The 12,197-nt window shown below is 56.2% G+C and carries 10 protein-coding genes; 5 read left to right on the top strand and 5 right to left on the bottom strand.

Translation table 11 applies throughout. The features are described from left to right. Nucleotides 1–144 precede the first annotated feature (144 nt). The 4 genes from M2108_RS05180 (at nt 145) to M2108_RS05165 (ending at nt 3,986) form a co-directional block, all read left to right on the top strand. Nucleotides 145–1,383, top strand: a complete 1,239-nt coding sequence (locus M2108_RS05180; protein ID WP_277468076.1) for a multidrug effflux MFS transporter — start codon at nt 145–147, stop codon at nt 1,381–1,383. Next, a complete protein-coding gene (locus M2108_RS05175; RefSeq protein ID WP_277468077.1) occupies nt 1,380–2,273 on the top strand; it encodes a DMT family transporter in 894 nt (297 codons plus the stop codon). Before M2108_RS05180 ends, M2108_RS05175 begins: the two co-directional genes overlap by 4 nt. 101 nt (nt 2,274–2,374) lie before the next feature. Further along, nucleotides 2,375–2,725 carry a FlxA-like family protein gene (locus M2108_RS05170; protein WP_277468078.1) on the top strand — a complete coding sequence of 117 codons (351 nt, stop codon included), beginning with the start codon at nt 2,375–2,377 and terminating at the stop codon, nt 2,723–2,725. Nucleotides 2,726–3,122: 397 nt separating this feature from the next. Further along, complete coding sequence (locus tag M2108_RS05165; protein WP_277468079.1) at nt 3,123–3,986, top strand: nitroreductase family protein; 864 nt, start codon at nt 3,123–3,125, stop codon at nt 3,984–3,986. Here M2108_RS05165 and M2108_RS05160 read toward each other — a convergent pair. Both M2108_RS05160 and M2108_RS05155 read right to left on the bottom strand, forming a co-directional pair. Beyond that, nucleotides 3,979–5,727, bottom strand: a complete 1,749-nt coding sequence (locus M2108_RS05160) for an ATP-binding cassette domain-containing protein (protein WP_277468080.1) — start codon at nt 5,725–5,727, stop codon at nt 3,979–3,981. The two genes, M2108_RS05165 and M2108_RS05160, sit on opposite strands and share 8 nt — an antisense overlap. After that, nucleotides 5,724–6,536, bottom strand: coding sequence for an ATP-binding cassette domain-containing protein (locus M2108_RS05155; protein ID WP_277468081.1), 813 nt, complete (start codon nt 6,534–6,536; stop codon nt 5,724–5,726). Before M2108_RS05155 ends, M2108_RS05160 begins: the two co-directional genes overlap by 4 nt. A gap of 126 nt (nt 6,537–6,662) precedes the next feature. Here M2108_RS05155 and M2108_RS05150 point away from each other — a divergent pair, with 126 nt between their 5' ends. After that, complete coding sequence (locus M2108_RS05150) at nt 6,663–7,271, top strand: biotin transporter BioY (RefSeq protein ID WP_277468082.1); 609 nt, start codon at nt 6,663–6,665, stop codon at nt 7,269–7,271. Between the two features lie 86 nt (nt 7,272–7,357). On the opposite strand, the gene M2108_RS05145 is transcribed toward M2108_RS05150, so the two are convergent. The 3 genes from M2108_RS05145 to M2108_RS05135 all read right to left on the bottom strand — a co-directional run bounded on the left by M2108_RS05145 (nt 7,358) and on the right by M2108_RS05135 (nt 11,863). Continuing rightward, complete coding sequence (locus tag M2108_RS05145; RefSeq protein ID WP_277468084.1) at nt 7,358–8,875, bottom strand: alpha-amylase; 1,518 nt, start codon at nt 8,873–8,875, stop codon at nt 7,358–7,360. Between the two features lie 33 nt (nt 8,876–8,908). Next, nucleotides 8,909–9,754, bottom strand: a complete 846-nt coding sequence (locus M2108_RS05140) for a DUF72 domain-containing protein (protein WP_277468085.1) — start codon at nt 9,752–9,754, stop codon at nt 8,909–8,911. A gap of 519 nt (nt 9,755–10,273) precedes the next feature. Continuing rightward, on the bottom strand, nt 10,274–11,863 hold the full coding sequence (locus M2108_RS05135; RefSeq protein WP_277468086.1) for a histidine kinase N-terminal 7TM domain-containing diguanylate cyclase: 1,590 nt from the start codon (nt 11,861–11,863) through the stop codon (nt 10,274–10,276). Nucleotides 11,864–12,197: the final 334 nt, after the last annotated feature.

Here is a 12,197-nt window from a genome sequence, read left to right as displayed (position 1 = left end):
TCTATGTCCGGCTGAACGAAGCAAGAACGCTGCAGTCCGGCTCCGCTTAAAAAGCATTGAATCTTTCCGCCCCGATCAGTTAGTATGAAGATTACTAAAAACAGGCTGTTAAGGCTGCTGGAGAAAGGTTGGCGTCATAGAAAAATGATTAGAGAAAAGATGGATAGCCGCATGCTTGCGGCAGAGGGCCCGTCCCGCAGCCAGCGGCTGCAGCTGGCAGTTATACTGGGGGCGATTGCTACAATCGGCCCGCTGTCGATCGACATGTATTTGCCGGCCTTGCCGGAGCTGGCCCGTCATTTTGAGACGAGCGCAGCGCTGGTACAGCTTAGCCTGACCTTCTTTCTGCTGGGACTGGCCTCCGGGCAGCTGGTGGCGGGTCCGCTGAGCGATGTTCACGGCCGCCGCGGCCCGCTGCTGATCGGCATGCTGATTTATACCGTATCCTCCTTGCTGTGTGCCTTCAGCCCGTCGATCGGCCTTTTGATTGTGCTGCGTTTCATCCAGGGGCTGGCCGGCTCGGTAGGTGTGGTTATCTCGCGCGCTGCGGTCCGTGACCTGTATAGCGGCTCCGAATTAACCAAGTTCTTTGCGCTCCTGATGATTGTTAACGGGCTGGGGCCGATTCTTGCGCCGATTATCGGCGGACAGCTGCTGAGAGTAACGACCTGGCAGGGTGTGTTCTTTGTGCTCTTTGCGGCCGGTCTGCTTTTTTGTGCAACGATTCTGCTGCGCCTGCCGGAGACGCTGCCCAAGGAACGGCGCGTAAAAAGCGGCCTGAAAGGCACGCTGCTCACCTTCCGCGGTCTGCTCCGCAACGGACGGTTTATGGGCTATGCGCTATCCCAGAGCTTTGTAATGGCGGCCATGTTCGCGTATATTTCCGGTTCTTCCTTTGTGCTGCAAAATATGTTCGGAGTGTCGCCGCAGATGTATAGCCTGATCTTTGCCGTTAACGGGCTCGGCATTATTATTACCGGACAAATCGCCGGCAGATTGTCCGGCAGGTACGGCGAGCGCAGGCTTCTGGCCAGCGGTCTGCTGCTCTGTGCGCTCGGCGGAGTCCTGCTGCTGATTACGGTTCTGTCTGGCGGCGGCATATGGCCGATTCTCATCTGCCTGCTTGCTGTTGTGTCCAGCGTCGGGATGATCAGCACAACGACCTTTTCACTGGCAATGCAGGATCAGGCGGAGACGGCAGGCAGCGCTTCGGCGCTGCTCGGACTGCTCCCGCTGCTTCTTGGCGGCTGTGTCGCTCCGCTGGTCGGTATCGGCGGAGATGAAACGGCGCTGCCGATGGCCGTTGTGATCGCCTCCGCCGGTCTTTTGTCCGTCCTGTCTTACCTGCTGCTCTGCAGAGGCCGAGAAGGAGGACGGCAATGAGCCGAAAAGACTTTACCGTCCTGCTCCTGCTCGCCTTTGCCTGGGGCGCATCGTTTCTGTTCATGCGGATCGCCTCTCCCGAGCTGGGTCCGGTGTTTACAACCGAGCTCCGGGTGGCGCTGGCGGCGGCCGCTTTGCTGCTGTATGCGAGGATAACCCGCAGGCAGCTGGCGCTTCTCCGGCACTGGAAGCCGTTCCTGCTGCTCGGTGCCTTGAACGCTGCACTGCCGTTCACGCTGATCTGCATGGCGGAGCTGGAGCTGAACGCTTCGCTGGCGGCGATTCTTAATGCTACGACCCCTATGTTCACAGCGCTTGCCGCCTGGGGCATCCGGGGCGAGAAGCCGGGCCTGTCCAAATCCATCGGTTTGGTTATCGGTCTTGCAGGGGTAGCGGTTCTGGTCGGCTGGAGCCCGGTACCGCTGGCCGGAAAGACGCTGCTGTCCGTCCTTTTTTCACTCGGGGCAGCACTGGCCTATGGCCTTGGCGGTCTCTACGCTTCGCGGGTCGGCCGTGATCTGGCGCCGCTCACGCTTGCAGCCGGCCAGCAGCTCGGTGCTGCTGTTGTCTTGTTCCCGCTGGCGGTTATTTTCGCTCCCCGGCATCTGCCGTCTGCTGCAGCAGTATACTCCGTGCTCGGCCTGTCTCTTGTTTGTACGGCAGTGGCGTACCTGTTGTATTTTTACCTGATTCAGAGTGTGGGTGCAGTGAAAACCGTAAGTGTTACCTTTCTGGTGCCGGTCTTCGGCCTGATGTGGGGTGCGCTGTTTCTGAATGAGCCCGTTTATGCTAATACACTGGCAGGTCTGGTCATTATTCTGCTGAGTGTAATGCTGGTCAACCGGAAACCGCGGCCTGCCGCAGCCCCAGCTCTGGACGAGCAGGCGTAACGGACCGTCGCCCCTTTTCTTACTTTCAGCAAACTTTCAGCCCATTTTAACGTTCTATTGGGGCTAGAGGTATATATTGAAAGGGAAAAGGAGGAACAGGCATGAATATTTCATCCGCGACATCCGCAGCTTCCGCTTCTTATTCATCCGCTGCGACCGACACCAGCGCACTTGAGAAGCAAAAAGCAAAGCTGGAGGCCGAGCTCGAAAAAGTCGAAGCCAGCAAGGATGACGAGAAGACCAAAGAAACCAAGACGAAGCAGCTTGAGCAGCAAATTAAGCAGATTGAAGCGCAGATCGCCCAAAAGTCGAACAGCAGCAGTTCTTCTTCGGCGGCTCAAAGCGCACAGCCGGAAAAACCTGCAGACACCAATCTGCTGAAGGCTGCAAGCAGCGCACAGATTGCCGCAGCCACAACCGACAGTGAAGGAAGATTCGATATCCGGATCTGATCTGCACTGCAATAAGCCATTTCAAAAAGAGGACATCCTTTGCCGTGAGGGAGGTCCTCTTTTTTTTGAAAAATCCGGTTCTACTAGACAGCAAGCCTTGTGTTTCTGTAATTGGTAAAATGGATACAAAATACATTTTGTCCTCAGTTGTGGATAAGATGTGTATAACCTTGAGAATAAGTGGGGGTAAGATGTGATTAACTTTCCTAAGAGGTCTCAGATTACCCGAGGCGGCTATGCATCAACTCGTGAAAATGTTAAAATTAGGATGTGAAAAATGGTACGATCTGCAATGATTCAGTAATCCGGACAATCAGCATTGTACCGGTAGGCAAGATGTTGATTCTGAATTTAACGCATTAACGTAACAGTTAATATAGTGAAAGGGGCTGTACCTATGAATATGGCGGTAATGGATATTATTGAAAAACGTAAGTCTGTACGCACCTATGAGACGACCCCGATCGGAGAAAATGCGTATGCATCCATTATGGATTATCTGGGGCAGGAGGAGAATCTGCGCGGTCCCTTCGGCGGAACGGTCCGGATCGAATGGGTCTGGGCCAAGGGAGGGGACGGGGATGGCAAAGCTGTCAGGCTTGGCGCTTATGGCGTTATCCAGAATCCGCAGGCCTATCTGGTAGGTGTGGGTCAAAATGACCAGAAGGCACTGCTGGAGTTTGGCTATATTTTTCATAAGCTGGTTCTGTATGCTACAGGCCTTGGCCTTGGCACCTGCTGGATCGGCGGGACCTTTAGCCGCAAATCGTTCGCGCGTGAGCTGGAGTTACGTCCGGGGGAGATTATTCCCTGCATTACACCGCTTGGTTACCCGCGTGAGAAGCAGCGGCTGCTGGACGCGACTATGCGTTATGTGGTCAAGGCGGACCAGAAGAAGCCCTGGCGGGAGTTATATTATGATTCCGGCTTCGGACAGCTGCTGGCACCGGAGTCCGCGGGAAGGCTGGCTGCTGCACTGGAGATGGTCCGGCTCGGCCCGTCGGCATCCAACAAGCAGCCGTGGCGGGCTGTGCTGTCGGCAGACCGGCAGCAGGTTCATTTCTATCTGCAGCATACCCCGAATTACAGCGGGAATAAGCTGGGGTTTGAAATGCAGCGGATCGATATTGGCATTGCCGCCTGCAATTTTGAGCTTGCCTGCCGGGAGCTGGGCATTCAGGGAGCCTGGACCGTGCATGATCCGCAGCTGGGTGTGATCGACCAGCATACGGAATATATGCTGAGCTATACACTCAGCTGATGAGCGAGAACCACCATAGCAGAGCTGTAGTAAGAACAACACAAGCCAGCGCCAGCGTGTCCGCGGACTTCCAGTTCAGCGAGTATGCCGGTGTCCTGGCTTTTTTGGGGTCGTAGCCCCGGGACTCGACAGCTGTGGCCAGCTCATCGCCCATACTGATGACAAGGATCAGGAGCGGTACGATAAGCATCGCGATCTGGCGGGGGGTCCAGCGTGCAAGTCCCTGCCGGGGTTTGCCGCGTGACTTCAGCGCCAGCTGCAGCTGATCCAGCTTGCCGAGAATCCAGGGGACAAATTGCAGGGTAACGGATACGGCCAGTGACCAGCCCCGGGTACGGAGGCCAAGCTTCTTGAGCGGGGTAAGGCCCCATTCCAGCGCTTCGCGCAGCGGCGCACCGGTTGTTGTCTCCGTGAACAGGAAGCCAAGGGCGATCAGCAGCAGAAAGCGCAGCACATTAAGCCCTCCCCGTGCCATTCCCTCCACGCTGAAGCCGGCAGGTCCGATTGAGAAATCAGGGGAGGTCCAGTCCAGCGCAGACAGCAGCCACAGGAACAGGAACATCAGCAGGAAGGGACGGAAGTACCGGACCGTCCTGCTCCAGGGAACCGCAGCCGAACCGATTAATCCGCAGATAATGAGGCTTGCCGGCAGCACTGGTGGAAAGCTGCCCATACTCAGTACAACGAGTGAACCAAGCAGCATCCCCAGCCACTTCACCCGGGGGTCCAGCTTCTGCCACCGTATCCGGCGTGAAGCCTTCCGGCTATGCGTCTCCGCCGTACCTCCGTCCGCAGTACCGATAGGCATATGCGACTCTGCCAAATCTCCGCCTGCACCACCTCCAGGCAAGTGCGACTCCGCCGTACCCCCGTCCGCACCACCGCCAGACATGTGCGGCTGCGCCATTCCTTCGCCCGTAACGCCGGCTGCGGAAGGCGCCGGCAGCGGCAGCGAAGCGAGCCTGGCCAGCAGCTCTCCAATGCTGGCGGGCTGCTCCGCCAGCAGCCCCTGCCGGCGGAGCCTGTCCCCGATGCGCGAGTAAGCAGGCGGTTCCAGCCCGGCCGACCGGAGCAGCTGGTGATCCGCTGCAAGCGGAGCGGCCGGTCCGTTGTAATGCACAGTTCCCCTGTGCATTACGACCGCCTGATCAGCCAGCGGGAGCAGAGTATCCAGCTCATGTGTGCCGATGATCAGGGTGATGCCCTCTGCCCGCAGCTGCTGCACCAGCTGCAGCAGCGAGTGAGCGGACTGCGGATCGAGCCCCGCGGTCGGCTCATCGAGAATCAGCAGCTCCGGTTGCACGGCAAGAGCGGCGGCGATGCACAGCCGCCGCTTCTCTCCTCCGCTGAGCAGAAAAGGGGACCGCCCGGCGAATATGTCATAGGGCAGCCCGGCCCTGGACAAAGCGCTGCGGATCAGCTCCAGGCGCTGTGCCTTAGGCACGCCATGCTGCTCCAGGCCATATTCCATTTCTTTGTGTACACTGCCGGCGAACAGCTGGGTCTCCGGCTGCTGGAACACAATAGATACCTTGGGCGTCCCGCCTGATCCGCCGGCATATACAATCCTGCCTGACGAGGGCGTGTCCAGCCCGGCCAGCAGCCGCAGCAGGGTCGATTTGCCGCTGCCGGTCACGCCGCAGAGAACAGCCAGGGTGCCCCGGCTGATCTCCAGATTAACATCCTGCAGAGCAGCGGTACTATCGTACAGGTAAGCTACCTTTTCTGCCCTTATGCTCATAGCACCGCCTCCAGTTCCTGCTCGGATAGCGGGAGCTGCCCGAGGGGCCAGCCGCGCGACTGCAGCAGCCGGCCGATACGGATGACCGGCGGCGGCTCCCAGCCCAGCAGCTCCGGGAGCCCGGAGCTGTAGAACAGTGTGCGCGGATCGCCGTCATAGCGCAGCGTTCCCTGCTCCATTACGGCGACCCTCGGGCTCTCCGCGAGCTCCTCCGGCCGCTGGGTAACCCACAGGATCGTCGTCCCCCGGCGCCACAAATCTCTGGCCAGCGCCATAATGCGGCTCCGCCCCGCAGGGTCCAGCATCGATGTGGCCTCATCGAAGATAATCATCTCCGCCTCCAGCGCCAGGCAGCAGGCGACAGCCAGCCGCTGGCGTTCCCCGCCGGAGAGAGTGGTGATATCATCCGCCCATTTATGGGCCAGTCCTACCTGCTGCAATACCCGGCGGATCTGTGCATCCATTTCATCCCGGGCCAGCCCCCGGTTCTCCAGCCCGAAGGCAATATCCTCGTAAGGCGTGGAGCCGATGTTCTGGGATTCGGGATTCTGGAATACAAGCTGGATGTGCTGCTTCACGGCTGTACGGTTCACTGCAGACCGGAGATCAAGACCGGCAGCATGCAGACTGCCGGCGGCCGGAATATTCAGTCCGTTGAACATCCGCACCAGAGAGGACTTGCCGCAGCCGTTCGCTCCGGTCAGGGCCACCCATTCGCCGCGGCTGATATGTATGGAAATCCCCTGCAATACCGGCAGCCGGCGCTGGCCGTCCCGGTACGAGAAGGATATATTTTGCGCTGTAATCATCGTTATACCTGCTTCCTTTGACGCCATTCGTCCACAATTGCTCTTGATTATAGCAAAAATTTAAACATTGATGTATACAGACCGGGATGTTATAGTAGTTTCAAAAAAACGGGGGGCCTTCTTTCAATGAAAAAATGGACGACTCGCGGCCTGATCTTCAGCGCGTTATTTGCCGGAGTCATGATTGCACTCAGTTTCCTCAAGATCTATTTGCCTATTTCGGCCGTGCCGATTACACTTCAGACACTGGCAGTGATGCTGGCCGGCGCGGTACTTGGAGCACGCTACGGAACGCTGGCTGTGCTTATCGTCATCGGCCTTTGTGCAGCCGGATTTCCTGTTATGGGCGGCAGCGGCGGAGTGGCGGTACTGGTGGGCCCGACGGCAGGCTATATTTTCTCCTGGCCGGTTGCCGCTTTCCTGATTGGGCTGTGCTCCCAGCGTATGCGGCAGGATAAATATACGTTTCCCAAACTCGCGGCTGCCAACATTGTGTTCGGCGCACTGCTGGTCTATCCCGGAGGTGTATGGTGGCTGGCCCATTCTACAGGAATGGACTCCCTTTCCAAGGCGCTGACAGCAGGAATGTGGCCGTTCATCCCGGGCGACCTTGTCAAAGCGGTTCTCTGCGCAGGCGTTGTGACTGCTGTACGGCAGGTGTATCCGATCGAGCGGATCCTGAACAGCGATAATACGGGCTGGGCCGAAGGCGATCATCCGACTATCAGCAGCTAAGCGGCTGATATCAGCAGAGTTTACAGGATTACAATAACAAAACAGCCGCCGTCCCGATCCGGACGGCGGCTGTTTCTATTTCGTTATTAATGATTCTCCGCATTGTCAGCGCTCTGCTCCTGAGCGGAATCCTCCTGATCCGTACTCTCCTGATCCGGCAGCGCCCAGACCGATACACTGCCGCCGTTTACAGGGAATACAGCCCAGCCGTCTTCACCGATGGTTACGGTCTCCCCACGGTTACGGGTGAAATCCTCCCAGACCTCTCCGGCCCGTTCTTCGCCGAGGAACATCCGCTTCTCGCCGTTGTCGCCGTTCGAGATGACTACAGCACAGCCGGAGCCGGGCAACTCTTCCACACCGCGGCGCACCCAGCCGATGGTGTTGGGATGATCGAAATAATCATCCTGATCGCCGTAGGCTTTGTGATAACGGGCATACAGCAGTGGATCAATGGCAGCTTTCTTCGGTTCTACCGGGGCCGGGCCGCCAATTCCATAATAATCGCCATAGAAGACGACAGGGTAACCGTCACGCCGGAGCAGAATGAGTGCATACGCGCTCTGTTTGAACCAGTCGCCGACCCAGGATTCCAGCGCCTCATGAGGCTGTGAATCATGGTTGTCCACGAAGGTTACGGCATTCAGCGGATGGGTCTGGACCAGCGTATCCTCAAAAATCTTCGTCAGATCAAAATCCCGTCCGGCAAGTGAAGCGGAATAGAGCTTGTAATGCAGGGATACATCAAATAAATCGATCTGATAATCAACCGTATTGAGGAACTCGCGGCAGGCTTCAAGGTTCGAATTCCAGAACTCACCGACGATATAAAAGTCCTCGCCGCGCTTTCTTTTCATTTCCTGGGCGAACTCCTTAATATACTCATGGTTGATATGCTTGATGGCATCCAGCCGGTAGCCGCTGCACTGCAGGGTATCGACCAGCCATTTTCCCCAGTCCAGCATCTCCCGCTTGACATCTTCGTGGCTGTAGTCAATGTTAGCGAACATCAGATAATCATAGTTGCCGAATTCGTCGTCAACATTCTGGTTCCAGGCCCTGTTCTGGCCGTTGATCCGGAATACCCCGGTCCGGCCTTCTTTGGCGTCAAAGTCTGTACCGTTAAAATGGGTGTGATCCCATTTGAAGGCGGAATACTCCTCGCCGCGCCCCGGAAAGGTGAATTTGGTCCAGCCCTCAATCTCGAAAGGCTCGGAGATATCCTTGGTGCGGTCGTTCGGATCCACCTCAATTACCTCGAATGTCTCTGTCTCATCTGCACCGGCTTTATGGTTCATAACGAGATCAACGTAGACCGCGATGCCGTTCTTCAGGCACTCGGCAATCGCCTCGATCAGCTCCTGCTTCGTGCCGTATTTGGTCCGGACCGTCCCTTTCTGGTCGAATTCGCCCAGATCATAGAGATCGTACACCCCATACCCGGTGTCCTCGCCGGAGACAGCCTTGGTTACAGGCGGAACCCAGACCGAATCGATATAGGCTGCCTTGATATCCGGGGCCATCTCAGTCAACCGCTTCCAGTGCTGCCCGTCCGCTTCAACATGCCATTCAAAAAACTGCATCATCGTATGGTTTCTCTTCATCTCTATAACCTCCTATATATGTAGACCGGGTAATCAGTTAAACAGGTCCAGCTGAAGCGGGGCGAGGCCGCCGTCAATGCCCAGCAGGGCCTGCAGCTCTTTGGCATTGGGAGTAGCATCACCGGCGGAGTTATTGTTGAACACCACATAGAGCTCGCGGCAGCTTTTTTCCAGCTCCAGCAGGCGGTCCCGCCATTCCGTAAGTTCCTCCGTGCTGTAACGGTACAGATAGCGAAGCTTGCGCCAGTCGGGATGGCTGCTCTGGTTCCAGCCCTGGACGTTGCGGCCGTGCAGCCGGATATACGTGATATCAGGATTAGTCGCTACAGGTACAATCGGGATGGAGCCTGAGCCCGCCTGCGGCTCATCGGCAACGGTGTGAATCCAGCCCTCACGTTCCAGAAATCCGAGCGTTCTGTCGCGCATTTCCGGGCTGTACCAGGACTCATTGCGGAACTCCACCGCTGAAGGGACATCCGTCATCCGTTCTTTGACCTCACGCAGAAAATCCACGTTCTCCTTGGTACAGTCAAACCACGGCGGGAACTGGAAGAGAGCCATGGCCAGCTTGCCGGCCTCGCGTACGGGGGCAATGGAATGATGAAATGCCTCGTACATTTCAGCGGTGGAATCGTAGTAATTTTTTTTACCGCGCAGATGTCCGGTCATTCCCTGATAGGCTTTTACAATAAACTGGAAGTTATCCGGGGTTTGTGAGGCCCATTTCACATAATTCCGGACCGGCTGTACCGCATAGAAGGAGCTGTCAATTTCCACGATGGGAAAATGGGCGCTATAGGCAGGCAGACGTTCGGCGGGCTTGATTTTGCCGTATAGCTCATCGTGGTCACCGAAGCCGGTTAGCCCGATCTTGATCATTGCATTTCCCTCCTTGCGGTTGTCTTTATACAGGAGCGGGGGAGATTAGCTATTCTCTTATTAAACTCAAACCCTGCTTCTGCAAACAAGCGAGTTGATTAATCCTCTAAATAAGGCAACATGAAGGGGAAGAGAGCTCAGGCGACGGGCATCCGGTCAGAACGCTATGGGTGCTGTTATCGCCAAAAGAATGCGCGGATATACTTGGTGGCCTGCTTTATTTGCCTGATGAACGTTACTGCTTGCTTCGGAATGAATGCCTGGAATGTACCGGTTATCGCCCATGAGAAAACGGCAGAGGTACTGGGCAGTTTAAGCAGACGGGGCTGGTCGGATGATGAGATGGAGGAGCTGATGCAGACAGGGACCATCAGCTTAGAAAGTGTACAGCATATCCGTTTGGAATACAGTGAATCCGGGCAGATTTCGGTCGGGAAACCGGATATTCAGGATAAAGACAGCCCCGTTCCGGCCGGAACGGGGCTGTTCAGCATAGCCATATTAAGTTGGGGTCGGCTGTCAGGGTCTGAAATGCGTGATTGCTGCTCCGCTGGATATATGCACCGCGTTGCGTCCGTTTCGCTTGGAGGTGTACAGGGCATGATCGGCTTCGGAGAGCAGCTCCTCAAGGGATACATCGTGCGGGAGAGACTCCACTACACCGAAGCTGGCGGTTACATTAATCTGACCGGACACCGTATACATGGGGCTGCGTTCCACATCGCTGCGGATCTGCTCTGACAGCAGGGCTGCCTGCTTCAGCGGGGTATCCGGCAGGCATATTACAAATTCCTCTCCCCCATAACGCCCGAATACATCCCTTTCCCGGATATGCCTGGAGCATACGCCTACGACATGCTGCAGTGCCATGTCGCCGTACTGGTGGCCGTAACGGTCATTGATGTTTTTGAAGAAATCGATATCCAGCAGAATAATCGAAAAGGGACTCTTGCTGTCTTGCGCCTGAATCAGCAGCTCCCGGCTGAGCTCCATGAAATGAGTCCGGTTATATATACCGGTCAGATTGTCAATTGTAGCAAGCTGCCGGAGCTTGTCCTGCAGCAGAGTCCGTTCGGTTACATCGATCAGCATGATCATCCTGCCGGCAACGCTCCCGTCCTTCTTGAGTACAGGGGAAGAGCGGACCTCATAATAACAGGTGCTTCCGCCTATATTCCAGGCCAGCTCCCGTTCCCCGCTCAGCAGCGGGTCGGCACTCATTACGTAATCGACGGCATCCTTGCCCGCAGGCAGAAACAGCTGGGCCAGCGAGCGCCCGACTGCGGAGGAGTCCAGGCCCTCCATCATCCCTGTGGCAGCCCGGTTGTAATCAATCAGCATATCAAAACGGTCCGTGACCAGCACTCCGTCGCGCATGCTCTCGAACAGATTTTCCCGGGCGATAGGAGCTGCGGTCAGCATTCCTCTGGACAGGATGGCCCAGAAGTACAGGGTCGAGGTTACGCTCATAATGACCGGGACAGGGTCCATGCCATAAGGGGTCTTGTCTATTAAATAGAGGAATGCCCCCATGGCCGGCAGAAACTGCCCGACAAAAATGGTGATCATCTGCCGCCGGTACACCCGCTTCATCCGGTTCCACTGCCAGAGGATCAGGCACATCCCGGCAAGCATAGAGCCGAAGGTCATGCTGCCCTGCACGATATACCAGGGGCCCATCACAACATCAACCACCAGGGAAGGTGCCCCTTCCCGGAACACCATTGATTTGTAGAACAGATGGTGATACTCATTGGTCCATACCAGCAGTGTGGAAATAATAGGTACAGCGAAGAGCGGAACCAGCAGCTTCTTGTTAATCAGGCGCTCCAGTCCCACGAAATGCATGATCATAAGCAGGCTGCAGGGGGCGATAAAAGGCATGCCCAGATACTCCACCTTAATCCAGAATCCGATTTCCTGCATGGAGTTGCCCGACAGCTCCAGAGCAAAGCCAAAGATGTAAATGGCCGAGAAAAAGGAGCTGCAGACAAAAGCCCGGATTCCGGCAAAATCAGTCTTCTTATAAAAGGCAAACAGTGCAAGAAGCGCGTTCAGCACCCCGGATACAGATACGATAACAATGTAATTTGAAATTAAAGATCCCATGGCTTCGGCCTCCTCACAGGGCAGGCGTCCATTGCCGGTTCGGCTGAAACAGGCCGAGGCCTGTTAATATAAGTGCTCCGCATCGGCGAATTTTCTCCTGTTTGATCAAGGATATACATAAATAGTATCACAGTTTGTTATGGATAACATTCGGCCTCCGGGCTTACCCGCTTAGTCCGCAGTGTCCTGGCGGGGGAGTGAAATCCCCCCCTCTATGTATATCGGCATCCGCCGTATTCTTCAACAATCCCGGTCCCGCGCCTAGACAAAGTGACGGAATTTCACAGGCGCTATTTTACTTTTTGTCTAGTGAGTGTCCGGACAGCAGAGTGTA

Source organism: Paenibacillus sp. PastM-3, from assembly GCF_029893965.1.
GTDB lineage: Bacteria > Bacillota > Bacilli > Paenibacillales > Paenibacillaceae > Paenibacillus_AQ.
This window is presented reverse-complemented; position numbering and strand designations above follow the sequence as displayed.

Coding starts and splice junctions, on each gene's coding strand:
- M2108_RS05180 (WP_277468076.1), top strand. CDS start 145: ATGATTAGAGAAAAGATGGATAGCCGCATGCTTGCGGCAGAGGGCCCG.
- M2108_RS05175 (WP_277468077.1), top strand. CDS start 1,380: ATGAGCCGAAAAGACTTTACCGTCCTGCTCCTGCTCGCCTTTGCCTGG.
- M2108_RS05170 (WP_277468078.1), top strand. CDS start 2,375: ATGAATATTTCATCCGCGACATCCGCAGCTTCCGCTTCTTATTCATCC.
- M2108_RS05165 (WP_277468079.1), top strand. CDS start 3,123: ATGAATATGGCGGTAATGGATATTATTGAAAAACGTAAGTCTGTACGC.
- M2108_RS05160 (WP_277468080.1), bottom strand. CDS start 5,727: ATGAGCATAAGGGCAGAAAAGGTAGCTTACCTGTACGATAGTACCGCT.
- M2108_RS05155 (WP_277468081.1), bottom strand. CDS start 6,536: ATGATTACAGCGCAAAATATATCCTTCTCGTACCGGGACGGCCAGCGC.
- M2108_RS05150 (WP_277468082.1), top strand. CDS start 6,663: ATGAAAAAATGGACGACTCGCGGCCTGATCTTCAGCGCGTTATTTGCC.
- M2108_RS05145 (WP_277468084.1), bottom strand. CDS start 8,875: ATGAAGAGAAACCATACGATGATGCAGTTTTTTGAATGGCATGTTGAA.
- M2108_RS05140 (WP_277468085.1), bottom strand. CDS start 9,754: ATGATCAAGATCGGGCTAACCGGCTTCGGTGACCACGATGAGCTATAC.
- M2108_RS05135 (WP_277468086.1), bottom strand. CDS start 11,863: ATGGGATCTTTAATTTCAAATTACATTGTTATCGTATCTGTATCCGGG.